General features: G+C 72.4%; 19 protein-coding genes. 13 read left to right on the top strand and 6 right to left on the bottom strand.

What is annotated here, in order from left to right; genetic code table 11:
• Positions 1-69: 69 nt before the first annotated feature.
• Genes ACGF5O_RS37980 through ACGF5O_RS37970 form a run of 3 tightly spaced genes read right to left on the bottom strand, consistent with a single transcriptional unit; the run spans position 70 to position 2,927 of the window.
• Entirely contained in the window at positions 70-1,437 is a 1,368-nt protein-coding gene (locus tag ACGF5O_RS37980) for a coenzyme F420-0:L-glutamate ligase (protein WP_393814486.1), read from the bottom strand.
• Complete coding sequence (gene cofD, locus ACGF5O_RS37975; protein WP_393814485.1) at positions 1,434-2,393, bottom strand: 2-phospho-L-lactate transferase; 960 nt, start codon at positions 2,391-2,393, stop codon at positions 1,434-1,436. The genes ACGF5O_RS37980 and cofD overlap by 4 nt, the downstream gene beginning before the upstream one ends.
• A gap of 33 nt (positions 2,394-2,426) precedes the next feature.
• On the bottom strand, positions 2,427-2,927 hold the full coding sequence (locus ACGF5O_RS37970; protein ID WP_393814484.1) for a cysteine dioxygenase: 501 nt from the start codon (positions 2,925-2,927) through the stop codon (positions 2,427-2,429).
• A gap of 630 nt (positions 2,928-3,557) precedes the next feature.
• Between ACGF5O_RS37970 and ACGF5O_RS37965 the strand changes: the two genes are divergently transcribed.
• From ACGF5O_RS37965 to ACGF5O_RS37955, 3 genes are all read left to right on the top strand, one after another.
• Positions 3,558-3,821 (top strand): WhiB family transcriptional regulator, encoded by a 264-nt coding sequence (locus ACGF5O_RS37965; protein ID WP_003975777.1) that lies wholly within the window; start codon positions 3,558-3,560, stop codon positions 3,819-3,821.
• A gap of 214 nt (positions 3,822-4,035) precedes the next feature.
• Positions 4,036-7,755, top strand: a complete 3,720-nt coding sequence (locus ACGF5O_RS37960) for a glycosyltransferase (RefSeq protein WP_393814483.1) — start codon at positions 4,036-4,038, stop codon at positions 7,753-7,755.
• Positions 7,752-9,245 carry a DUF5719 family protein gene (locus tag ACGF5O_RS37955; RefSeq protein WP_393814482.1) on the top strand — a complete coding sequence of 498 codons (1,494 nt, stop codon included), beginning with the start codon at positions 7,752-7,754 and terminating at the stop codon, positions 9,243-9,245. Before ACGF5O_RS37960 ends, ACGF5O_RS37955 begins: the two co-directional genes overlap by 4 nt.
• Positions 9,246-9,284: 39 nt before the next feature.
• Here ACGF5O_RS37955 and ACGF5O_RS37950 read toward each other — a convergent pair whose 3' ends face one another.
• Positions 9,285-9,737, bottom strand: a complete 453-nt coding sequence (locus tag ACGF5O_RS37950; RefSeq protein WP_393814715.1) for a metallopeptidase family protein — start codon at positions 9,735-9,737, stop codon at positions 9,285-9,287.
• 278 nt (positions 9,738-10,015) lie between these two features.
• Between ACGF5O_RS37950 and ACGF5O_RS37945 the strand changes: the two genes are divergently transcribed.
• The 9 genes from ACGF5O_RS37945 (at position 10,016) to ACGF5O_RS37905 (ending at position 20,857) form a co-directional block, all read left to right on the top strand.
• On the top strand, positions 10,016-10,441 hold the full coding sequence (locus ACGF5O_RS37945; protein WP_093748783.1) for a DUF3499 domain-containing protein: 426 nt from the start codon (positions 10,016-10,018) through the stop codon (positions 10,439-10,441).
• 171 nt (positions 10,442-10,612) lie between these two features.
• The gene (locus tag ACGF5O_RS37940; protein ID WP_393814714.1) at positions 10,613-12,229 is read left to right on the top strand and encodes an L-lactate permease; all 1,617 of its coding nucleotides are present in this window, start codon (positions 10,613-10,615) and stop codon (positions 12,227-12,229) included.
• Between the two features lie 296 nt (positions 12,230-12,525).
• Positions 12,526-13,896: a phosphomannomutase/phosphoglucomutase gene (locus ACGF5O_RS37935; RefSeq protein WP_393814481.1), complete on the top strand. Its 1,371-nt coding sequence runs from the start codon at positions 12,526-12,528 to the stop codon at positions 13,894-13,896.
• A 624-nt stretch (positions 13,897-14,520) separates the two neighbouring features.
• Positions 14,521-14,691: a Trm112 family protein gene (locus ACGF5O_RS37930; protein ID WP_089102354.1), complete on the top strand. Its 171-nt coding sequence runs from the start codon at positions 14,521-14,523 to the stop codon at positions 14,689-14,691.
• 60 nt (positions 14,692-14,751) lie between these two features.
• A complete protein-coding gene (locus ACGF5O_RS37925) occupies positions 14,752-15,879 on the top strand; it encodes an SIS domain-containing protein (RefSeq protein ID WP_393814480.1) in 1,128 nt (375 codons plus the stop codon).
• Positions 15,880-16,097: 218 nt separating this feature from the next.
• Entirely contained in the window at positions 16,098-17,249 is a 1,152-nt protein-coding gene (gene manA, locus ACGF5O_RS37920; RefSeq protein WP_393814479.1) for a mannose-6-phosphate isomerase, class I, read from the top strand.
• A 92-nt stretch (positions 17,250-17,341) separates the two neighbouring features.
• Positions 17,342-18,322 (top strand): cation diffusion facilitator family transporter, encoded by a 981-nt coding sequence (locus ACGF5O_RS37915; RefSeq protein WP_393814478.1) that lies wholly within the window; start codon positions 17,342-17,344, stop codon positions 18,320-18,322.
• 258 nt (positions 18,323-18,580) lie between these two features.
• Positions 18,581-20,038 carry an adenosylhomocysteinase gene (gene ahcY, locus ACGF5O_RS37910; RefSeq protein ID WP_393814477.1) on the top strand — a complete coding sequence of 486 codons (1,458 nt, stop codon included), beginning with the start codon at positions 18,581-18,583 and terminating at the stop codon, positions 20,036-20,038.
• A gap of 192 nt (positions 20,039-20,230) precedes the next feature.
• On the top strand, positions 20,231-20,857 hold the full coding sequence (locus tag ACGF5O_RS37905) for a hypothetical protein (RefSeq protein WP_393814476.1): 627 nt from the start codon (positions 20,231-20,233) through the stop codon (positions 20,855-20,857).
• Positions 20,858-20,886: 29 nt separating this feature from the next.
• On the opposite strand, the gene ACGF5O_RS37900 is transcribed toward ACGF5O_RS37905, so the two are convergent.
• On the bottom strand, positions 20,887-21,801 hold the full coding sequence (locus ACGF5O_RS37900; RefSeq protein WP_393814475.1) for an RDD family protein: 915 nt from the start codon (positions 21,799-21,801) through the stop codon (positions 20,887-20,889).
• A 167-nt stretch (positions 21,802-21,968) separates the two neighbouring features.
• On the opposite strand from ACGF5O_RS37900, the gene ACGF5O_RS37895 reads away from it, so the two are divergent.
• On the top strand, positions 21,969-22,976 hold the full coding sequence (locus ACGF5O_RS37895; RefSeq protein WP_393814474.1) for a stage II sporulation protein M: 1,008 nt from the start codon (positions 21,969-21,971) through the stop codon (positions 22,974-22,976).
• 109 nt (positions 22,977-23,085) lie between these two features.
• Here the strand turns inward: ACGF5O_RS37895 and ACGF5O_RS37890 are convergent.
• On the bottom strand, positions 23,086-23,415 hold a 330-nt coding region (locus ACGF5O_RS37890; protein ID WP_393814473.1), incomplete at its 5' end, for a hypothetical protein.

Genomic DNA, 23,415 nt, shown 5'->3' with positions numbered 1-23,415 from the left:
CGACCGGCCACGCTCAACCCGCACACGCCCACGGAACCGAACGTCCCCGAACCGAAGGCGCAAAGCAACTCACCGCACCTCGATAAAGTCCCCGACCTCCCTCTCGGCCCTCTCCCGCGGAGCCTCCGCCGCCTTCCCCACCGCGACCGCCCCCATCGGCTCCCACTCGCCCGGAAGCGCCAGCGCGTCCCGCACCACGTCCCGGCAGAACATCGTCGACGAGACCCACGCCGACCCCAGCTGCTCCCCGGCCAGCGCGACCAGGAAGTTCTGCACCGCGGCCCCCGCCGCGACCACGAACATCTCCCGCTCGGCCGCGTCCCGCCGCGCGTCCCCGTACGTGTGCGACCCGTCCATCACGAGACAGGGCACGACCAGGTACGGCGCGTTCCGCAGCACGTCGCCCCGCCGCACCCGCTTCGCGATCGACTCCTCCGACTTGCCGTCCTTCCGCAGGTCGGCGATCCACGCGTCCCGCATCGCGTCCAGCAGCCGGACGCGCGCCTCGGCCGACTCCAGCAGCACGAACCGCCACGGCGTCGTGTGATGCGGCGCCGGCGCGGTCACGGCCGCGGCGACCGCCCGCCGTACCGCCCCGGGGTCGACGGGGTCGTCGGTGAACGCCCGCACCGTCCGCCGCAGCGTCACCGCCTCCCGGACCGCCTCGGACGTCCCGAGCCGGAACATGTCGCTGCCCGCGTCCCGGACCAGCGCCCGCGCGCCGTCCCCGTCGTCGTCGGCGTCGGCGACGACATGGGCGAGGCCCCGCACCACGGCGACCGGCATCCCCGTCGCCTTGCCCTTCACCAGGTCGCCGGCGGCGGCCAGTTCGTCGGCGGTGGCGACGACCGTCGCGACCAGCGGGTTGCCGTACGCGTCCACGCCCCCGCGCAGATCGTCCAGCACCTCCACGCCGGCGGCGCCGATGGTGACGTCCGTGAGCCCCGAGCGCCAGGGTCGCCCGAAGGTGTCCGTGACGACGACGCCGACGTTGACGCCCAGCGCGTCGCGCAGGCCCGCGCGGACGGCACGGGCCGAGGCGTCGGGATCCTCGGGCAGCAACAGGACGGTCCCGGCGGGGGTGTTGGACGCGTCGACGCCGGCCGCGGCCATGACCAGGCCCTGCCGGTTCTCCACGATCCGCAGGGTCCCGCGCCGGGCGACCACCCGCACGGTCTCGGCGTCGATCGCCGCCTCCCGGTCGGTGGCCTCGACGATCCGCCCCTCGGCCTTGGAGACGATCTTGGAGGTGACGATCACCACGTCCCCGTCGGCCAGCCCCGGCTCGGCCGCGGCGATCAGCTTCGCCAGGTCGTCGCCCTGCTGGACCTCGGGGATCCTGGGCAGCGCCCACACCCGGTACGCGGGCACCGCGTCGGTCGTGCCGGCGGCGCCGGTCGTATCCCCCGTGCCGGTCGTGTCGATCGCGTCGGTCATGCCCCGCGCACCTCCTCGGCCAGCGCCAGCGCCTCCCGGGCCATCTGCGCGGCCGCATCCAGGTCGGTCATCATCAGGGGTACGGCCCGGCAGCGGATGCCGGCCTCCGCCACGCGCGCGACGCTGCCCGCGTCCACGGAGTCGACGAGCCAGCCGTCCAGCAGCCCGGAGCCGTAGTGCTCGGCGACCGCCGCCGCCGTCGACTCCACGCCCACCGCCGCGAGCACCTTGTCGGCCATCCCGCGCACGGGTGCGTCCCCGACGATGGGGGAGAGGCCCACCACCGGCACCCCGGCGTTCGCGATGGCCTCCCGGATGCCGGGCACCGCGAGGATCGTGCCGACGGAGACCACCGGGTTGGACGGCGGGAAGAGGATCACGTCCGCGGCGGCGATGGCCTCCAGGACGCCGGGCGCGGGCTTGGACTGCTCGGCGCCGACCGGGACGACCGCCTCGGCGGGGACGCCCGCCCGCAGCCGTACCCAGTACTCCTGGAAGTGCACGGCCCTGCGCTCGCCGTCGACCTCGACGGCCACGTGGGTCTCGACCCGGTCGTCGGTCATGGGGATGAGCTTCACGCCCGGCTTCCACCGGTCGCACAGCGCCTCGGTGACCGCGCTCAGCGGATATCCGGCGCCCAGCATCTGCGTGCGCACGATGTGCGTCGCGAAGTCCCGGTCGCCGAGCCCGAACCAGTCCGGCCCCACCCCGTAGGCGGCGAGCTCCTCCTTGAGGTGGAAGGTCTCCTCGGCGCGCCCCCAGCCCTGCTCCTCGTCGATGCCGCCGCCGAGTGTGTACATCACCGTGTCGAGGTCCGGGCAGACCTTCAGCCCGAAGAGGTGGATGTCGTCCCCGGTGTTGCCGATGACGGTCACGTCGGCGTCCGGCACGGCCTGCTTCAGACCGCGCAGGAACCGGGCACCGCCGATGCCGCCTGCCAGAACCACAATGCGCATGCGCCAAGTCTTGCAGGCGGGTCCGACAACGCGTCACGCAGTCACGGGACGGGCCTCGCACGCCGCGGTCGCCGCCGTGTGCATGGGCATCTCGGTCAGGCCCGGGTAGTAGACGTGCAGGCTCACCGCCGGCTCCAGGGTGTCGTTGACGACCTCGTGCGCGTACCCCGGCGCGAACACCCGTTGTGCACCGGCGCCCAACGCGCGCGTGCCGCGCGCGGTGCGTTCGGTGAGCGTGCCCTCCAGGACGGTCAGCACGCCGGAGGAGCGGCCGTGGTCGTGCAGTCCGCTGCCCTGTCCGGGCACCCAGGACAGCAGCCAGACCTCGTAGCCGGGGCCGGTGCGCAGCCGGTGGTACCAGCGGCTCGTCGCGTCGAACCGGACGAGGTGCTCCCACTGCGCGCGGTCGGCGGCGATGGCGCGGGCCAGGCCGACGAACTCGGCCACGGTGACCGGGTGCTCGCGCGGGGGCTGCAAAAGGTGCGTGACCTCGAGGAGGTCACCGGCGATCTGGAGGTCGTTGTCGCTGTTCATGGGGGTGCGATGGTTCCTCAGTGAAGAAGGTCAGCGGGGAACGGAAAGCGAAGACCGAGTCCGGGGGACTCGGTCGGCGGCTGGAGCGGGAGCAGTCGGATTCGGCTTCGACCACGGCTCAACAGCTGGAACAGCAACAGCTACAGCGAGCGCGGGCAGCACCGTGGGACCCGGCGGTGCGGGTCGAGGTGAGTGCCAAGTTCGCGAGCATGTCCATAAGGACATCGGTTCACACCCCCCGTGTCAACTCGACGCCCGGTATGTGGGACACGGTTCACCTCATCCGGTTCACCTCGCTGCCGAAAGGTTTGTTCACTCGGCACCCGGGACACATGGCGCACAACCGGGCATGCGAGCCGCTTCGGAACGCGATCGAACATCTGGGCGTCCTTCTCCGTACAAGCTCTGTATGGGTCGGAGGGCCCGAACCGGGCCTCGTCTGCGTGTCAAGGTTTATGCCGATTTGAACACTTTCCGCACGGCCTTGGTTCCGCAGAGTGAATAACGGGCCCAATAGCAGATCTCGGCTTGACTCGCCCGGAGCAGCACACTTGTAATTTCACTCGTGTCGTTCAGCCGAAATCGGTAACGGCCACGCACGGGGACGTGAAAGACAGACGAGGGGCGCACATGACCGAGCTGGTGCAGCAACTGCTGGTCGACGACGCGGACGAGGAACTCGGCTGGCAGGAGCGCGCGCTGTGCGCCCAGACCGACCCCGAGTCCTTCTTCCCCGAGAAGGGCGGCTCCACCAGAGAGGCCAAGAAGGTCTGCCTCGCCTGCGAGGTGCGCTCCGAATGCCTCGAGTACGCCCTCGCCAACGACGAGCGGTTCGGTATCTGGGGCGGACTCTCCGAGCGGGAGCGCCGCCGTCTCAAGAAGGCCGCCGTCTGACCCGGGAGGGCCGCCGTCCGGCTGCCGTCCGAAGCGGACGTCCACACAACGCCACATCTGAGCTGCGCGAACGGCCCGTCGCCCGTGGGTTATCCACAGGCGGCGGGCCGTCGACATGCCCAGCCGATAGTGTGGTCGCTCGTCCGAGACGCCTCGCCGCCACCAGCGGGCGCAGGAGTCCACCGCAGTCCATCGAACCGGGGCCCGTACCTCGATGTCCGTGCACAGCCACACGGCAGCCCAAGACACGGCTGCCACACCAGAGTTTCCGCGTCATGTGGTGACCGCGGTGCTCGTCTCCCACGACGGCGCCCGCTGGCTGCCCGACGCGCTCGCCGGGCTGCTCGGCCAGGAGCGCCCCGTCCAGTACGCGGTCGCGGCCGACACCGGCAGCGCGGACGACTCCGCCCAGCAGCTCACCGCGTCCCTCGGCGACGCCAACGTCCTGCACCTCGCCCGCCGCACCGGCTTCGGCCAGGCCGTCGAGGAGGCGAGCCGCACCGCGCCCCTCCTCACCCCGGACGACCTGCCGTACCTGAAGCGGCCCAGCGGCTGGGACCCGGTCACCCGCCAGTGGCGCGACGACGCCTACGACATGCCGGAGCTGCCGCACGGCGAGCCCGTCCAGTGGCTCTGGCTGCTGCACGACGACTGCGCCCCGGAACCCGACGCCCTGGCCCAGCTGCTCCGGGTCGTGGACAACGAGATGGAGCTGGGCCGCGACGACGTGGCGGTCGTCGGCCCCAAGCTGCGCGGCTGGTACGACCGCCGGCAGCTCCTGGAGGTCGGCGTCACCATCGCCAATTCCGGCCGCCGCTGGACCGGCCTGGACCGGCGTGAGCAGGACCAGGGCCAGCACGACCACGTGCGGCCCGTGCTCTCCGTCTCCACCGCCGGCATGCTGATCCGCCGCGACGTCTTCGAGGAGCTCGGCGGCTTCGACCGCCGGCTGCCCCTGATGCGCGACGACGTCGACCTGTGCTGGCGCGCGCACAACGCGGGACACCGCGTCCTGATCGCCCCCGAGGCCGTCGTACGGCACGCCGAGGCCGCCTCCCGCGAGCGCCGCGCCGTCGACTGCGCAGGCCGCACCGCCACCTCCCCGCACAAGGTCGACAAGGCCGGCGCGATCTACACCCTGCTGGTCAACGCCCGCACGGCCGTGCTGCCCTGGATCCTGCTCCGCCTGGTCCTCGGCACCCTGCTGCGCACCGTCGCCTACCTCGTCGGCAAGGTCCCCGGACAGGCCCTCGACGAGATCCGCGGCCTCCTCGGCACCCTGCTGCGGCCGGAGCGGATCATCGCCGGGCGGCGCAGGCGTGGCCGCTCCCAGCTGGACAAGGGCGAGCTGCGCCCCCTGTTCCCGCCGCCCGGCGCCACCGTCCGGGCCACCGTCGAACAGGTCGCCGGCAACCTCTTCGGCGCCGACGACGAGATCTCCGCGGCCGGCCGGCACGGCGGCGCGGTCGAGTCCGGGCCCGGCGGCGACGACGCCGACTTCCTGGAGATCGAGCAGTTCGCCCGCCTCAAGCGCATCGCCCGCAAACCGGGCCCGGTGCTCTTCCTGGTCCTGCTGCTGATCTCGCTGGCCGCCTGCCGCGCCCTGCTCGGCTCCGGTGCCCTCGCGGGCGGCGCCCTGCTGCCCGCCCCGGGCACCGCGAGCGAGCTGTGGTCGCGCTACCTGGACGCCTGGCACGCGGTCGGCGCCGGCGGCACCCCCGCCGCGCCGCCGTACCTCGCGATCGTCGCCTCGTTCGCCTCGCTGCTGTTCGGCTCCACCGGGCTCGCGGTCACCGTGCTGCTGGTCGCCTCGGTGCCGCTGGCCGGGTTCACCGCCTACTTCGCCTCCCGCCCGCTGGTCACCTCGCGCCTGCTGCGCGCCTGGGCGGCCATCGCCTACGCCTTCCTGCCCGCCGCCACCGGCGCCCTCGCGGGCGGCCGCATCGGCACCGCCGTCCTCGCGATCCTGCTGCCGCTGATCGCCCGCGCGGGCATCGCGGCCAGCGGCCTGGCGAACTCCTCCGGAGCGCGCGGCAGTTGGCGCGCGACCTGGGCGTACGCGCTGCTGCTGACCATCACCACCGCGTTCACGCCGATCGTCTGGCCGATCGCCCTGGTCCTCGGCCTCGCCGTGCTCGCCGTGCGCCGCTCCGACCCGGTCGCCTCCGGCCTGCGGCTGCTGGTCCAGCTCGGCACCCCGCTGCTGGTCCTCGCCCCCTGGTCGCTGACCCTGCTGCCGTCCGGCTTCTTCAAGGAGGCCGGCCTGGAGTACGGCTCCTCGGCCGCCTCCGCGCTGGACCTGCTCGGCGCCAGCCCGGGCGGCCCCGGCACCGTCGACGGGCTGCTGCTCATCGGCGTCGTCCTGGCCGCGCTCGCCGCCCTGCTGCGCTCCGAGCGCCAGTCGGCGGTCCGCACCGCCTGGGCGGTCGCCCTGATCGGCCTGGTCTTCGCGGTCCTGTCCAACAAGTCCACCTGGGCCGGCCCCGCGACCCTCGTCTACGGCATCGCGATCCTCGCCGCCGCCGCGCTCGGCGCCGACGGGGCACGCTCCCGGGTCGCCGAGCAGAGCTTCGGCTGGCGCCAGCCGGTGGCCGCCCTGATCGCCTTCGCCGCCGCCGCGGGCCCGCTGCTGCTCGCCGCCGGCTGGATCATCGCGGGCGCCGACGGCCCGGTCGAGCGCCGCGACCCCACCCAGGTGCCCGCCTTCGTCGCCGAGGACAGCAACACCACCGACCAGGTCCGCACCCTCGTCCTCGACAGCGACAGCACCGCGCGCGTGACCTACATGCTGGTACGCGGCTCCGGCGCCCGCATGGGCGACGCCGAGGTGGCCGCCGCCGACGGCGAGAACGCCCAGCTCGACAAGGTCGTCGCCAACCTGGTCGCCGGCTCCGGCGCCGACCAGACCGACCAGCTCGGCGGATTCGCGGTGCGCTACGTCCTGGTCCACAAGGGCGCTCCGCGCGAGATCACGCGCGTGCTCGACGCCACGCCGGGCCTGTCCCGGCTCAGCCAGCAGAACGGCAGCGCCCTGTGGCGCGTCGACCAGCAGGTCTCCCGCGCGACCATCGTGTCGGCGAACGGCTCGGGCACCCCCGCCTCCGTGGCCGCAGGACCCGTCGACATCCACACCACCGTCCCGACCGGTGCCGAGGGCCGCGTCCTGCGCCTGGCCGACTCGGCCTCCCCCGGCTGGACGGCCACCCTGGACGGCAAGCCGCTCACCCGCACCACCGTCGACGGCTGGGCCCAGGGCTTCGAACTCCCCTCCGCCGGCGGGAAGCTGGACGTCACCTACGACACCCCGTTCACCCACACCGTCTGGCTGTGGGTCCAGGGCGCGCTCGCCGTCGTCCTCGTCGTCCTCGCCCTGCCCGGCCGCCGCCGCGACGTCGACGACGACCTCCCCGAGGAGCAGCCGATCCCCGCCCAGGCCGCCGAGGGCGAGGGCCGCCGCGCCCGCCGCCTGCGCGCCCAGGCGGAGGCCGAGGAGGAGTTCCCGGAGACGCAGGAGGCCCAGGAGTCCCACGAGTACCGGGAGGCCCCGGACGACGCCGACTTCCCGGCGACGGCTCCGCAGGAGGAGACCCCGGCCGCGATCCCGCAGCAGCAGTCGTACGACGAGTGGGACCCGGCGTCCTACCCGCAGGCCGACGGCTACGACACCGGCTACGCCGACCCCTACCAGGGCGCCGGCGCAGGCGCAGGCGCAGGCACCGGCCAGTACCAGACCACCGGCTACGACCAGCAGACCTACGACCCCTACCAGACCGGCCAGTACGACCCGTACGCCTACGGCGGTCAGCAGGGCCAGGCGGCGTACGACCCGACGTACCAGCAGGGCTACGACCCGGCCTACGACCCCGCCTACGACCCGGCCGCCCAGCACCACCGCGGCGACGGCGGCGAGCACCACGACGGGAGCCAGCAGTGAACCGCACCACCCTGTCCCTGCTCGCCGGCACGGCCGCCCTCGCGGCGGTCACCGGGTTCGCCGAGCTCAGCCAGCCGGCCACCACCCCCGCGCACGCCGCCGAGACGGCCGCCCAGCTGCCCGTGGAGCGCACCACGCTGCTGTGCCCGGCGCCCAGCCTGTCCGACATCGCGGACACCTCGTACACGTCGTTCACGCCCGTCACCAAGGGCACCACGAGCGACGGCAAGGCCGGACTCCAGGCCGCCACCGAGCAGTCGGCGGACGGGACGGGCAGCGGCGGCAAGAAGAAGGCCGCCAAGCCCGTCCTCACCCCCAAGGCGCCCGGCACGCCGGCCACCGGGGACACCTCCGGCGCCGACGGGCCCGCCTACGTCGGCACCGCCGAGGGCAAGTACGCCCCCGGCTGGACGGTCCAGGAGACCACCGAGGTCGCCGCGGGCACCGGGCGCGGCCTCCAGGGGGTCAGCTGCACGGCGGCCGACACCGACTTCTGGTTCCCCGGCGCCAGCACCGCCGCGAGCCGCACCGACTACGTGCACCTCACCAACCCCGACGACGGCGCCGCCGTGGTCGACATCGAGCTGTACGGCAAGGACGGCCAGCTCAAGTCCACGGTGGGGGAGGGCATCACGGTCCAGCCGCACGCCAGTGAGCCGGTCCTGCTGTCCACGCTCACCGACGAGCGGCAGACCGACCTGACCGTGCACGTGAGCGTGCGCAGCGGCCGGGTCGGCGCGAGCGTGCAGGCCCTGGACGACAAGACCGGCGGCGACTGGCTGGCCGCCTCCGCCGACCCGGCCGGCAGCCTGGTGCTGCCCGGCATCCCCAAGGACGCCACCGACGTCCGGCTGATCGCCTTCACCACCGGCGACAGCGACGCGGACCTGAAGGTGCGCCTCGCCTCCCCGGACGGCACGATCACCCCGGCCGGCAACGAGACGCTGCACGTGAAGTCGGGCATGACCACCGCGACCGACCTCGGCGACGTCACGCGCGGCGAGGCGGGCTCGCTGATCCTCACGCCCACCGACCAGTCCGTGCCGGTGGTGGCCGCCCTGCGCGTCACCCGCGGCAAGGGCGCCAACCAGGAGACCGCCTACATCCCGGCGACCGCGCCGGTCGGCACGCGCGCGACGTCCGCCGACAACAGCGGCAAGGGCACCACCCTCTCCCTGACCGCGCCCACCGCGACCGCCCAGGTCAAGGTCACTGCGTCGGCCGGCAGCGGCGGCGGCACGGCGGTGTCCAAGACGTTCACGATCAAGTCCGGCACCACCCAGAACGTCGACGCCCCGGTTCCGTCCGGTCTGAAGGGCACCTACGCGCTGACCGTGGAGACGGTCTCCGGCGGCCCGGTCTACGGCGCCCGCACCCTCGCGGCCACCGAGGACGGCGTCCCGGGCTTCACGATCCAGACCCTGCCGGACGACCGCGGCACGGTGGCCGTACCGGAGGCGGACCAGGACGTGTCGGTGCTGCAGAAGTAGGCGAGGGACGGGAGGCGCGGGGCGCCGGGAGCGGGAGCCTCAGTCCTCGCCGTACCGGGGATCGACGGTCTCCGGGGTGAGGCCGAGCAGCTCGGCGACCTGCTCCACGACGACCTCGTGCACCAGCGCGGCCCGCTCGTCGCGCCCCTTGGTGCGGATCTCGACCGGCCGCCGGTAGACGACCACCCGCGCCCGGCGTCCCTCGCGGGCGGGAATGATGCCGCCCAGCGGCACCGCCTCGTCGTCCCAGCTCTCGTTGTGCCGGTCCTGCAGCCGCGGTACTTCGAGCACCAGGAAATCGATGTCGGCGAGTTGTGGCCAGCGCCGCTCCAGGCGCTCCACCGAGTCCTGCACCAGGTCCGCGAACACGTCGGCGCGGCTCGCCGCCAGCGGCACCTGGGGCGGCGCGATCGGCCCGCGCATGCCCCGGCCGTGGCGGTCGCGTCGACGAGGCCCGGGGCCGGCGGCACGGGGCGGTACACGGTTGTCCATCACTGGTGAAGCGTAGTCCTCGCGGGCTCCGGCCGCGCCGCTCCACGCACCGACACCGACCGGGACGGCATGTCACAGGATGACCATTCCAGCCAAGGTTGGGCTCGTTTCCGTATCTCCACGAGACCGGCGAACTCAAGGCAATTGACGGTGTTTGTACCGACCCGTGACCGGATGCGGTGCCGGCCGTGACCCCCGGCGATCCGTTCCGTGCAGGTCAGCAGGGCGTGTCGGGAGGGGTATGTGGGGTGTTTCACAGTACGACACGGTGGAGTGACCTGGGGGAGAGTCGTCGCGGCCCGCTCAAGAGTGCGGTACCGTCCAACGTCGTGAGCCCTGTACGTCGCTGTTCGCGAACTGCCTGCGGCCGACCCGCCGTCGCGACGCTGACGTACGTCTACGCCGACTCGACCGCGGTCCTCGGCCCGCTCGCCACCTACGCCGAACCCCACTGCTACGACCTGTGCGCCGAGCACTCCGAGCGCCTCACCGCCCCGCGCGGCTGGGAGGTCGTCCGGCTCCTCGACGGCTCCGCTCCGGCGCGTCCGAGCGGGGACGACCTGGAAGCGCTCGCGAACGCGGTGCGCGAGGCGGCCCGCCCCCAGGAGCGGGCGGCCGGGGCTGGCGGCGGCGGTCGAGGCGCGGACCCGATGGAGGTCGCCCGGCGCGGCCATCTGCGGGTGCTGCGTTCACCGGACAACTGACGGCGCGACGGCGGCCGACGTCCCGTAGAGGTCTTGGGCGTAGCGGTCTTGTCGGCGATGAATCGTTCCTTCTTGCACGCCCATTGACGCGCCCTTGTCGCGGACACGACCATTCCGGATGACCGTCGGCGGGAAAACGCTTTCCGCATGCCGGAATCCGGGGAGGCGCCCGTGTACGTCCAGGAACTGGAACCCGTCGCCGGCTCGCTCGGCCTGTCCGCCCTCGTCGCCGCCCTGCCGCTGCTGATCGTCCTGGTCCTGCTCGGCGGGGTCCGCATGAAAGCCCATCTGGCGGGCCTGAGCGGCCTTCTCGCCGCCGTCCTCGTCGCGTGGCTCGCCTACCGCATGCCGCTGGACCAGACCGCCTCCAGCGCCGTCCAGGGCGCCGCGTTCGGCCTGTTCCCCATCCTGTGGATCGTCGTCAACGCCCTGTGGGTGTACCGGATGACGGTCCGTACCCGCCATTTCGACGTTCTGCGTCGCTCGTTCGGGCGACTCTCCGACGACCCGCGGATCCAGGCCCTCGTGGTCGCCTTCTGCTTCGGCGCCCTCCTGGAGGCGCTCGCCGGCTTCGGTGCCCCGGTCGCGATCTGCTCGGTGATGCTCGTCGCCCTCGGCTTCGACCCGGTCCGCGCAGCCGTCGTCTCCCTGGTGGCCAACACCGCGCCGGTGGCCTTCGGCGCGATGGGCACCCCCGTGGTGACGCTCGCTCAGGTCACCGGCCTGCCCCTGGACTCGGTCGCCACCGTCGTCGGCCGCCAGACCCCGCTCCTCGCCCTGGTGGTGCCCCTGGTGCTGGTCGGCCTGGTCGACGGCGTACGCGGACTTCGCGAGACCTGGGTGCCGGCCCTGGCATGCGGAGTCGCCTTCGCCGCGGCCCAGTTCGCCGCCTCCAACTACCTCTCCGCCCAACTCGCCGACATCTGCGCCGCCCTGGCCGGCACCGCCGCCCTGCTCGCCGTACCGCACGCGCGCGTGCCGGCGACCGAGGAGGTCCGCGCGGCCGTCCTCACGGGCGCCCGCAGCGCGGACCTCGACGAGCGCGACGAACGGCCCCAAGTCCTGCGCGCCTACGCCCCGTACGCCCTGATCGTCGCGGTCTTCTCGATCGCCCAGATCCCGCCCGTCAAGGACTGGCTGGCGAAGGCGAACCGCGTCTACGACTGGCCCTTCCTGGGCGTCGTCAACCCGAAGGGCGAACCGGTCGGCGGAAATCTCTTCACCTGGCCGGTCGTCTCCACGGGCGGCACGCTGGTCCTGTTCGCCGGCATCGCCACGGCGGCCGTCCTGCGCGTCCACGCGCGCGTGGCGGTCACGGAATGGGCGGCGACCGTACGCGAGTTGAGGTTCGCGATCCTCACCGTGACGTCCGTCCTCGCCCTCGCCTACGTCATGAACCTCTCCGGACAGGCGGCGACCATCGGCCACTTCGTGGCGGCTGCGGGCGCGGGTCTGGCCTTCCTCTCCCCGGTCCTCGGCTGGTTCGGCGTCGCCGTCTCCGGCTCCGACACCTCGGCCAACGCCCTCTTCGGAGCCCTCCAGGTGAGCGCCGCCCACGAGTCGGGCCTCTCGCCGGAACTCCTGGCAGCCGCCAACAGCTCCGGCGGCGTGCTCGGCAAGATGGTCTCCCCGCAGAACCTCACGATCGCCTGCGCGGCGGTGGGCCTGGCAGGCCGCGAGGGCGACCTGCTGCGCAGGGTGCTGCCGTGGAGCCTCGGACTGCTGCTGGTGATGTGTCTGATCGTGGTGGCGCAGAGCGGTCCGGTGCTGGGCTGGATGCTGCCGTGAGCCGGGCCGGCGGACTCCGGCGGCCCGCACTCGACCAAGGTCGCCGTCGCCCCCTGCGATCGACTCCCACCTACTCTTGCCGACCGCCATCGACCGACTGTGCTCGATAGCGACCGAGCGAGTTCGCCCGAGTTCACTCGAGTTCGCTCAAGTCGGATCTCCGCAGATCACGGCCGGGAGGCCGCGGCGAATCCGTCGTCGCATCCCCCGGGGGATCCCCCGGGGGATCCGGCGTCGGACCCTCACCCGGGCCAGGTAGTTTGGGGCGACCGAAAGTATTCCAGGAGGGTTGGCCTGTGGCCGCTGCAGCTGATCTGTCGCAGATCGTGAAGGCGTACGACGTGCGCGGAGTGGTTCCGGATCAGTGGGACGAGGCGCTCGCCGAACTGTTCGGCGCCGCGTTCGTCCAGGTGACCGGTGCCGCCGCGATCGTCGTCGGCCACGACATGCGGCCCTCCTCGCCCGCCCTGTCCCGCGCCTTCGGGCGCGGCGCCGCGGCCCGGGGCGTCGACGTCACCGAGATCGGCCTGTGCTCGACCGACCAGCTGTACTACGCATCTGGCGCCCTCGGCCTGCCCGGCGCGATGTTCACGGCCTCGCACAACCCCGCGCAGTACAACGGCATCAAGATGTGCCGCGCCGGAGCCGCGCCGGTGGGCCAGGACACGGGCCTGACGGAGATCCGGGAGCTGGCCGAGCGCTGGCTACAGGAGGGCGCCCCCGGGCCGGCCGCCACGCCGGGAACCGTCACCACCCGCGAGACGTTGTCGGACTACGCGGCCCACCTGCGCTCACTCGTGGACCTGACCTCCGTCCGCCCGCTGAAGGTCGTGGTCGACGCGGGCAACGGCATGGGCGGCCACACGGTCCCGACGGTCTTCGAGGGCCTGCCGCTGACCCTGGTCCCGATGTACTTCGAGCTGGACGGCACCTTCCCGAACCACGAGGCCAACCCGCTCGACCCGGCCAACATCGTCGACCTCCAGCGGCGCGTCCGCGAGGAGTCCGCCGACCTCGGCCTGGCCTTCGACGGCGACGCGGACCGCTGCTTCGTCGTGGACGAGCGCGGCGAGCCGGTCTCCCCGTCGGCGATCACGGCCCTGGTGGCCGCTCGGGAGCTGGCGAGGAACGGCGGCAAGGGCACGGTCATCCACAACCTGATCACGTCCTGGACCGTCCCCGAGGTGGTCCGGGAGAACGGCGGCACCCCCGTCCGCACGCGCGTCGGCCACTCCTTCATCAAGGCCGAGATGGCGAGGTCCGGCGCGATCTTCGGCGGCGAGCACTCGGCCCACTACTACTTCAAGGACTTCTGGAACGCCGACACGGGCATGCTGGCGGCGCTGCACGTCCTCGCCGCCCTCGGCGGCCAGCCCGGCCCCCTGTCCGCCCTCGTCGCCCAGTACGACCGCTACACCGGCTCCGGCGAGATCAACTCCACGGTCGCCGACCAGCAGGCCAGCCTCGCCGCGATCCGCGCGGCCTACGGCGACCGCGACGACGTCACCCTCGACGACCTCGACGGCCTCACCGTCACCGCCGCCGACTGGTGGTTCAACGTCCGCCCCTCCAACACGGAACCTCTGCTCCGCCTGAACGCGGAGGCAAGGGACGACGCGACGATGACCAAGATCCGCGACGAGGTACTGGCCATCATCAGGGCCTGACCCCAACTCCCCACCCGCTTCCTTCACACCGACGCCCCGATCGCCTTGCCGCCGGGTGCCTGCCGGCTTCGGAGTCGTCCGGTGTCGCGGGTGCCTGATGGCCTCCGAGCCACTCGGCGTCGCGGGTGCCTGCCGGCCTCCGAACCATCCGGCGCCCCGGGGACCCGTCGGCCTCCGAGCCACTCGGCGTCGCGGGTGCCTGCCGGCCTCCGAACCATCTGGCGCACCGGGGACCCGTCGGCCTTCGAACCGCTCGGCGTCGCGGGTGCGTGCCGGCTTCGGAGCCGTCCGGTGTTGCGGGTGCCTGCGGGCCTCCGGGTCACCCGGCGTCGTGGGGGTCTGTCGGCCTCCGAACCGTCCGGAGCCCCGGGCACCCGTCGGCCTCCAAGCCGCCCCGTGCCCAGGGCGCCTCTCGGCCGGCAGAGTCGCCGGGCGTCGCCCCGTGCTCGCTTCTCGATCGACCGAGTCGGGTGGTGGGTGGGCGAAGGTCTCGGGGGTCCAGGGGGCGGAGCCCCCTGGGCGGTCGGCTCGGCGGGCGGTCGGGCGTCACCCGCGGCCAGCCCAACCCACCCCACCGGCGGTAACCTGACCGCACGCGAACATCCACCCCCGAAGGGAACCCCCATGCCGCTCGAAGCCGGCCTCCTGGAGATCCTCGCCTGCCCGGCCTGCCACGCCACCCTCAAGGAGCAGGACGCCGAGCTGATCTGCACCGGCCAGGACTGCGGCCTGGCATACCCCGTCCGCGACGACATCCCCGTCCTGCTCGTCGACGAGGCCCGCCGACCGGCGTAAGCAGTAGGCAAGGCACGACAACCGCGGAACATCAGGACCCCGGCAACCGGAGGCCGCTCCATGCTCGACGAAACGCTGCTCGACACCCCGGAGGGCCTCGCCGAGGCCGACCGCCGCGGTCTGCTGCGCGGCGCAGCGGAGGCCGGCGCCCGCGTCCGTACGGCCGCCCGGCACGCCACCGAGGCCGGTGTCCAGGAGCTGAAGCCGGACGGCCGCCCCCGCGCCGTCCTGATCGCGGGCCCCGGCGTCGCTGCCACCCACGCCGCCGACCTCCTCGGCACGCTGGCCGGCCCCGGCAGCCCCGTCACCCGCCTGGCCCCCACCGGCGTCGCCCCGGCCGCCGGCGCCCTGCGCTGGGAGCTCCCCGGCTGGGCCGGCTCCGTCGACCTGCTGCTGATCGCCACCCCGGACGGCACCGAACCCAGCCTCTCCCTCCTCGCCGACCAGGCCTACCGACGCGGCTGCTCGGTCGCCGCCGTCGCCCCCGCCGACACCCCGCTCGCCGAAGCGGTGGCCGGCGCCCACGGCCTGTTCATGCCGATGGCGACGGCCCCGTACGACCACGGCGAGCCGCTCGCCGGCTCCTCCCCGGGCGTCCTGTGGGCGCTGCTCACCCCGCTGCTCGCGCTCCTCGACCGCGTCGGCCTGCTCACCGCCCCGCCGGACGACCTGGAGAAGGTCGCCGACCGCCTCGACCACATCGCCGAGCGCTGCGGCCCGGCCATCGTGACCTACAGCAACCCGGCCAAGACCCTCGCCGCGGAACTCGCCGACGCGCTCCCGGTCGTCTGGACGGAAGGCGACTCCGCGGGCCCGGCCGGCCGCCGCTTCGCCGCCGCCCTCGCCGAACTGGCCGGCCGCCCCGCCCTGGTCGCCGAGCTCCCGGAAGCCCTGGCCGCCCACACCGCCGTGCTCGCCGGTCCGCTCGCCGCCAGCGCCGACCCCGACGACTTCTTCCGCGACCGCGTGGACGAGGCGCCCGCGCTGCACGCGCGCGTGGTGCTGCTCCGCGACCGTCCCCTCGGCGGCCTCACCGCCGCCCCGGCCGCCCGCGACCTCGCCCTCAGTCACGACACCCCGATCAGCGAGCTGGAGCCCCAGGCGGGCGACGAGCTGGAGACCCTGGCGGAACTGATCGCCGTCACGGATTTCGCCGCCGTTTACCTGACGCTCGCTTCGGGGGCCTGAGGTGGACACCGACACCGGGCCCGCCGCACGAAGGACGACCTGAGGGCCGTACCGAAGGCGAACCGGTGGGGGAACACACGGTGAACAGGGCCGTCGTACGACCCGTACGGCGCACCACGTTCCTCCGTGCCCGCGCCCCGCGCCCCGTGTCCTGTGCGCGTGCCCCGCGCACCCCTGTCCGCCCCCCCGCCCGCAGAGAGAACCGGCAGAGAGAAGTCATGGACCTCCTCGACAACACCGTCCGCCCCTACGCCTGGGGTTCCCCGACCGCCATCCCGGAGCTGCTCGGGGTCGAGCCGAGCGGCGAGCCGCAGGCGGAGATGTGGATGGGCGCGCACCAGGGCGCCCCCTCGCGCACCGCGCGCGGCACGCTCGTCGAGGTCATCGACGCGGACCCGAAGACCGAACTGGGCGAGGAGGCCGTGGCCAGGTTCGGCCCGCGGCTGCCCTTCCTGCTCAAGATCCTCGCCGCCGGCGCCCCGCTCTCCCTCCAGGTGCACCCCGACCTGGCGCAGGCCAGGGAGGGCTACGAGGACGAGGAGCGGCGCGGCATCCCGGTCGACGCCCCCGACCGCAACTACAAGGACGCCAACCACAAGCCCGAACTGATCTGCGCGCTCACCGAGTTCGACGGCCTGTGCGGCTTCCGCGCGCCGGAACGGACGGCCGAACTCCTCGACGGCCTCGGAGTCGACTCCCTCAAGCCGTACGTCGACCTGCTGCGCGCCCACCCCGAGGAAGCCGCCCTGCGCGAGGTCCTCACCGCGATCCTCAGCGCCGACCGCGAGGAGATGGCCCGCACGGTCGCCGAGGCCACGGCCGCCTGCACCCGCCTCGGCGGCGACTACGCGCCGTACGCCGACATCGCCCACCACTACCCGGGCGACCCCGGTGTGATCGCCGCCATGCTCCTCAACCACGTCCGCCTGCAGCCCGGCGAAGCCCTCTTCCTCGGCGCCGGCATCCCGCACGCCTACCTCAACGGCCTCGGCGTCGAGATCATGGCCAACTCCGACAACGTCCTGCGCTGCGGCCTGACCCCCAAGCACGTCGACGTCCCCGAACTCCTGCGCATCGTCCGCTTCGAGGCGGGCGACGCCGGTGTGCTGCGCCCCGAGGCGGCCCCGGACGGCGAGGAGGTCTACGAGACGCCGATCGACGAGTTCCGGCTCTCCCGCTACGTCCTGCCCGAGGGCACCGCCGCCCACGACCTGACCCTGCCCACCCCGCAGATCCTGCTCTGCACGGCCGGTGCGGTCCACGTCGGCGGGTACGACCTGGCCCCCGGCCGTTCGGTGTTCGTCCCGGCGGGCGAGAAGGCGGAGGTGTCCGGCGCGGGCACGGTGTTCCGCGCCACGGTGATCGTCTGAGGGGCCCGCGTCCCGCCGGGGACCGGGCTGCAAGAATGGCCCACCGGCAAAGCACGGGCAAAGACGAGCACGAGAAGGGACACCGCGAACACATGAGCGCGTCAGGCGGCACCAGGGCGATCGTGGCGGCACTCGGCGCCAACCTCGCGATCGCGGTATCGAAGTTCGTGGCGTTCGCGTTCAGCGGCTCCTCGTCGATGCTCGCCGAGGGCGTCCACTCGCTCGCCGACTCCGGCAACCAGTTCCTGCTGCTCATCGGCGGCAAGAAGGCCCAGCGCGAGGCGACCCCGCAACACCCCTTCGGCTACGGCCGCGAGCGGTACATCTACGCCTTCCTCGTCTCGATCGTGCTCTTCTCCGTCGGCGGCATGTTCGCCATCTACGAGGGCTACGAGAAGATCAGCCACCCGCACGAGGTGGAGCACTGGTACTGGCCGGTGGGCGTCCTCGTCTTCGCCGTCATCGCCGAGGGCTTCTCCTTCCGGACGGCCATCAAGGAGTCCAACGAACTGCGCGGCAAGCTGTCCTGGTCGCAGTTCATCCGCCGCGCCAAGGCCCCCGAGCTGCCCGTCGTCCTCCTGGAGGACTTCGGCGCGCTCATCGGCCTGGTCCTCGCCCTCCTCGGCGTCGGCCTCGCCGTCCTCACCGGCGACGGCGTCTGGGACGGCATCGGCACCGTCTGCATCGGCGTCCTGCTCGTCCTGATCGCCCTCGTCCTCGCCGCCGAGACCAAGTCCCTCCTGCTCGGCGAGGCCGCCGGCACCGAGGAGGTCAGGAAGATCGAGGCCGCGATCGTCGACGGCGACACCGTCACCGGCATCATCCACATGCGCACCCTCCACCTCGGCCCCGAGGAACTCCTCGTCGCCGCCAAGATCGCCGTCCAGCACGACGACACGGCCGCCGAGGTCGCCAAGGCCATCAACGCCGCCGAGGCCCGCATCCGCACCGCGGTCCCCATCGCCCGCGTGATCTACCTGGAACCCGACATCTACAGCGAGGCCGAGGCCGCCAAGGGCGCCGACCCGGAAGCCACCCCGGGCGGCCCTGCCTCCCGCCCCGCCGGTCACTGACCCCCTCGAACGGCGTGATCTGTTCGGAGGCGGACTGGGGACGGCCCGCTCCTCCGGTGTAGCTTGGGACGGAGCCAGACGTCGCTGCTGATGGCGGTCGGGCGGTCCCAGACGGACCGTCCGAGGGAGAGAGGGCCTCCGACGGACTGCGCTGCGCGTACGCGGGCATGCCTGTGTCCTCTTCTCGGGCACCCCTGTGTCCGCCGCCGCGCAGACCAGCCGTACCCACCCTCGACCCAACCCGAGGAGCAGCTCGCAATGACGACTGTCGACAACCGACAGGACTTCAAGGTCGCCGACCTCTCCCTGGCCGCTTTCGGCCGCAAGGAGATCACCCTCGCCGAGCACGAGATGCCCGGCCTGATGGCGATCCGCAAGGAGTACGCCGAGACCCAGCCGCTGGCCGGCGCCCGCGTCACCGGCTCCCTGCACATGACCGTGCAGACCGCCGTCCTGATCGAGACCCTGGTCGCCCTGGGCGCACAGGTCCGCTGGGCGTCCTGCAACATCTTCTCCACCCAGGACCACGCGGCCGCCGCCATCGCCGTCGGCCCGAACGGCACGCCGGACGACCCGCAGGGCGTCCCGGTCTTCGCCTGGAAGGGCGAGACCCTGGAGGAGTACTGGTGGTGCACCGAGCAGGCGCTGACCTGGCCGGACAGCCCCACCGGCGGCCCCAACATGATCCTCGACGACGGCGGTGACGCCACCCTCCTCGTCCACAAGGGCGTCGAGTACGAGAAGGACGGCAAGGTCCCCGGCCTGGAGACCGCCGAGTCCGACGAGCACCGCGTCATCCTCGAACTCCTGCACCGCACCATCACGGACGGCTCGCAGAAGTGGACCCAGCTCGCCTCCGAGATCCGCGGCGTGACCGAGGAGACCACGACCGGCGTCCACCGCCTGTACGAGATGCAGCGCGACGGCGTCCTCCTGTTCCCGGCGATCAACGTCAACGACGCCGTCACCAAGTCGAAGTTCGACAACAAGTACGGCTGCCGCCACTCCCTGATCGACGGCATCAACCGCGCCACCGACGTCCTCATCGGCGGCAAGACCGCGGTCGTCTGCGGCTACGGCGACGTGGGCAAGGGCTGCGCGGAGTCCCTGCGCGGACAGGGCGCCCGGGTGATCGTCACCGAGATCGACCCGATCTGCGCCCTCCAGGCGGCGATGGACGGCTACCAGGTCACGACCCTCGACGAGGTCGTCGACAAGGCCGACATCTTCGTCACCACGACCGGCAACAAGGACATCATCATGGCCTCGGACATGGCCAAGATGAAGCACCAGGCCATCGTCGGCAACATCGGCCACTTCGACAACGAGATCGACATGGCCGGCCTCGCCAAGGTCCCCGGCATCGTCAAGGACGAGGTCAAGCCGCAGGTCCACACCTGGACCTTCCCCGACGGCAAGGTGCTCATCGTCCTCTCCGAGGGCCGCCTGCTGAACCTGGGCAACGCCACCGGCCACCCGTCGTTCGTGATGTCCAACTCCTTCGCGGACCAGACCCTGGCCCAGATCGAGCTGTTCGCCAAGCCCGACGAGTACCCGGTCGGCGTCTACACGCTGCCCAAGCACCTCGACGAGAAGGTCGCCCGCCTGCACCTGGACTCGCTCGGCGTGAAGCTCACTACGCTGCGCCCCGAGCAGGCCTCGTACATCGGCGTGGAGGTCGAGGGTCCGTACAAGTCGGACCACTACCGCTACTGAGTCCGAGACCCGCCCACCGGGAAGCGCACCCGTGCACCGACGCGCTCTCCCGGCGGCAGGTCCTCCGTTCCACCGAGGCAGGCCCCCGCACCCCCGTGCCGGGGGCCTGCCCCTTTGGCCCGTCGACCGCCCGCGCGGCCGTACCGCAGGTCCGAGCGCCGGACCTACGACCCGTCAAGCCCCAGGACCCCCATGCCCCGCGGCCGCTATTCGCTCCACGATCCGCACGATCACACCCCCCTCGGCGAAGAACACTTCCAGTGCGCCCCCGGCCCCTCCGGCTGGCGTTATGTCTCCCAAGTGACCACCCCCTCCGGTGACCACAGCGGCTCCGTCGATCTCGCCCTCGACGACCTGGGCCGCCCCATCCGCCTGGAACTCCACGCCGGGGGCTGGCAGGTCCGCGGCGCCGCCATCGACGGTGTCACCTGGGTCCGTACGGACCCCACCGGCACCCATGCCACCGAAGGCAATGTGCGCGCCCACGCCTTCACCGGCGCGTCCCCCGCGTTCCTCGTCGCCACCGCCCGTCTGCTGCGCCTCACCCCCTCCGCCGCCGCGACCCGCGTACGCCTCGTGGCCTTCACGGACCCCGTCCTCGCCCCGCGCACTCTGGACCAGTCCTGGGCCTTGCTGAGAAGAGAAACACACGCCACTGACAACGGCCCTCTGACCGTGGACGAATACCAGGTCACAGCCCTGGACACAGGCGAACAGCACCCCGTGCACCTCGCCGGCGACGTGGTCCTGGCAGCCCCCGGCATCGAGCTGGAGGACCTGCGGTCACCGCCGTCGTCCTTCACCGACCCCGAGGACTGAGCTACGGGCCCCATGGACCCGGACCGTGCTTAGGCCGGCGGCACGAACCCGGTGGCCGGCCGCTCGGCCGCCGCCGCGGGAGGCGCCACGGGCGCGGTGGGCATGGGTGCGGGTGCCAGTGCGGGCCCGAGGGGCGCACCGGGTATCGGAGGAGGCGCGTACCCACCGGGGACACCGGCGGACGGAGAAGCATGGCCGACGGGGAAGGCCCGCCGGGCCTCCCGGGCCTGCCGCTCCTGCACCACCGCCGCCAGATACGCGGCCGGCGGGATGTCCCGGGGGGCCGGAGCACCCGTCCGCGTCGCGAGATCGCCCGCGAGCTGCACGGCCATCGCCCACGAGACCTGCGGGTCGAGCTGCTGCATCCGCGTCAGGTACTGCCGGACGGCCAGCCACAGCGTGTCCGGAACGGCCGACAGGTCCAGCTCGGCGAAACGTCCCGCCAGCCAGGGCGGAGGCGGCGGAACGAAACGGGTCTGCCCGACGGGCACCCGCTCGCGCACGACCAGGGTCCCGGCGAACACGTCCCCGAGCCGCCGCCCACGCGCCGAGACCAGCGAGGCGATACAGGCGACGACCCCGAACGTCATCAGGATCTCGACCACACCGAGAGCGCCCCGCACCAGCGCATGCCGGAACCGGATCGGCCCGCCGTCGTCCCGCACGACCCGCAGCCCGCACGCCATCTTCCCGAGCGAGCGCCCGTGGCTCAGCGTCTCCACCGCGATCGGCACACCGACCAGCACCAGCAGGAAGGCCGCGATCGCCAGGGCGACCTGCGCGGCGTCGTCGAGCGAGGCCGTGGCCGCCGCCAAGCCGATCGAGACTCCGATGTACACGATGAAGTACACGATCAAGTCGAGCAGTAGGGCGAGTGCCCTGCTGGGCAGCCTCGCGGGACGCAGCTCGAGCGCCACCGCCTCGCCCGTCACCAGCTCACTCACGCCCGCCGCCTTCCCCTGGTCTGCCCTGTACAGCGCAAGTCTGCCAAGCTGAGGGCGCATCGCGCCGCAGTACGACAAGCTGACATGCGAGACATCCCTACGACGTCGATCCCTGCGACGCCGCCACGACAGGCAGTCGACGACCAGCCGAGGAGCAGGCAGACCCGATGGACCTCGACGTCTTCGTCTCCGCACACCGAGCCGAGTGGGACCGTCTCGACGCGCTCCTCCGCCGCCAGCGGCGCCTCAACGGAGCCGAGGCCGACGAACTCGTCGCGCTCTACCAGCGCACCGCCACCCACCTCTCCCTGATCCAGTCCAGCGCTCCCGACCCACAGCTCACCGGACGCCTCAGCCAGCTCGTGGCACGCGCGCGCAGCGCCGTGACAGGCACCCGCCGCGCTTCCTGGCGCGATGTCGCCCGCTTCCTCGGACAGGGATTCCCGGCCGCCGTCTACCGCTCCCGCCACTGGTGGGTGCCCACCGCGCTCATATCCACCGCCATCGCGATCGTCCTGGGCTGGTGGATCGGCACCCACCCGGACGTGCAGGCGACCATCGCGGCCCCCAGCCAGCTCCGCGAGCTGACCCGCCCCGGTGGCGAGTACGAGACCTACTACTCCAGCCATCCCGCGGCCTCCTTCGCGGCCCAGGTGTGGACCAACAACGCCAGGGCCGCCGCGATGTGCCTGGTCCTGGGCGTCTTCCTCGGTCTCCCGGTCCTCTGGATCCTCTTCGAGAACATGCTGAACCTGGGTGTCGGCTTCGGCCTGATGTCCTCGGCCGGCCGCCTCGACACCTTCCTCGGCCTGGTCCTCCCGCACGGGCTGCTGGAGCTCACCGCGGTCTACGTGGCCGCGGGCACCGGGCTCCGCCTCGGCTGGACTCTCATAGACCCGGGCCCACGGAGCCGTCGTGCGGCCCTGGCCGAAGAGGGCCGCGCCGCCGTGGGCATGGCGATCGGCCTGGCCCTCGTCCTGTTCGTCTCCGGTGCCATCGAAGGCTTCGTCACCCCGTCCGGCCTGCCGACCTGGGCGCGCATAGGCATCGGAGTCGTCGCTGAGCTGGCCTTCCTGGCCTACGTCTTCATCATCGGCGGCCGTGCCGCGCGCGCCGGCGAGACGGGTGACCTCGACGAGACCGAGCGCAGCGCGTTCGTCCCCACGGCCGCCTGATGTGCGGAGACCTCCTGTGAGCTGCTAGTCTCCTCTTCGCCCCGGAAGACCCGTTGACACGGGTTGGACGGGGAGGTAGATTCAAACAGTTGCCTAGAACTGGACAGGTTCAGGGCCGATCGTTAGAATCGATCTGCTTCACAACGGAGAGTTCTCTCCGAGACATTGAAGCCACCTCCGATTTACTCAGAAATGAGTGGCCGGTCAGACCGGCCAAGAACTTCTGATAAAGTCGGAATCGCCGAAAGAGAGCCGGAAGGCAATCGAAAAGGCAAAGGCCCTCCAACGGCCACCGGAAATGAATTCCGACCGGAAACGGAACGGAAAACGGATCTGGTAAGGTTGGAAACACCGAAGGGAAGCCCGGAGGAAAGCCCGAGAGGGTGAGTACAAAGGAAGCGACCGTTCCTTGAGAACTCAACAGCGTGCCAAAAATCAA

This window comes from Streptomyces sp. NPDC048291 (assembly GCF_043201715.1).
GTDB lineage: Bacteria > Actinomycetota > Actinomycetes > Streptomycetales > Streptomycetaceae > Streptomyces.
Note: the sequence above shows the minus strand (reverse complement) of the source record. Positions and strands in the feature narration are given on the sequence as shown.

Coding starts and splice junctions, on each gene's coding strand:
- ACGF5O_RS37980 (WP_393814486.1), bottom strand. CDS start 1,437: ATGACCGACGCGATCGACACGACCGGCACGGGGGATACGACCGGCGCC.
- cofD (WP_393814485.1), bottom strand. CDS start 2,393: ATGCGCATTGTGGTTCTGGCAGGCGGCATCGGCGGTGCCCGGTTCCTG.
- ACGF5O_RS37970 (WP_393814484.1), bottom strand. CDS start 2,927: ATGAACAGCGACAACGACCTCCAGATCGCCGGTGACCTCCTCGAGGTC.
- ACGF5O_RS37965 (WP_003975777.1), top strand. CDS start 3,558: ATGACCGAGCTGGTGCAGCAACTGCTGGTCGACGACGCGGACGAGGAA.
- ACGF5O_RS37960 (WP_393814483.1), top strand. CDS start 4,036: ATGTCCGTGCACAGCCACACGGCAGCCCAAGACACGGCTGCCACACCA.
- ACGF5O_RS37950 (WP_393814715.1), bottom strand. CDS start 9,737: ATGGACAACCGTGTACCGCCCCGTGCCGCCGGCCCCGGGCCTCGTCGA.
- ACGF5O_RS37930 (WP_089102354.1), top strand. CDS start 14,521: ATGCCGCTCGAAGCCGGCCTCCTGGAGATCCTCGCCTGCCCGGCCTGC.
- ACGF5O_RS37925 (WP_393814480.1), top strand. CDS start 14,752: ATGCTCGACGAAACGCTGCTCGACACCCCGGAGGGCCTCGCCGAGGCC.
- manA (WP_393814479.1), top strand. CDS start 16,098: ATGGACCTCCTCGACAACACCGTCCGCCCCTACGCCTGGGGTTCCCCG.
- ACGF5O_RS37915 (WP_393814478.1), top strand. CDS start 17,342: ATGAGCGCGTCAGGCGGCACCAGGGCGATCGTGGCGGCACTCGGCGCC.
- ahcY (WP_393814477.1), top strand. CDS start 18,581: ATGACGACTGTCGACAACCGACAGGACTTCAAGGTCGCCGACCTCTCC.
- ACGF5O_RS37905 (WP_393814476.1), top strand. CDS start 20,231: ATGCCCCGCGGCCGCTATTCGCTCCACGATCCGCACGATCACACCCCC.
- ACGF5O_RS37895 (WP_393814474.1), top strand. CDS start 21,969: ATGGACCTCGACGTCTTCGTCTCCGCACACCGAGCCGAGTGGGACCGT.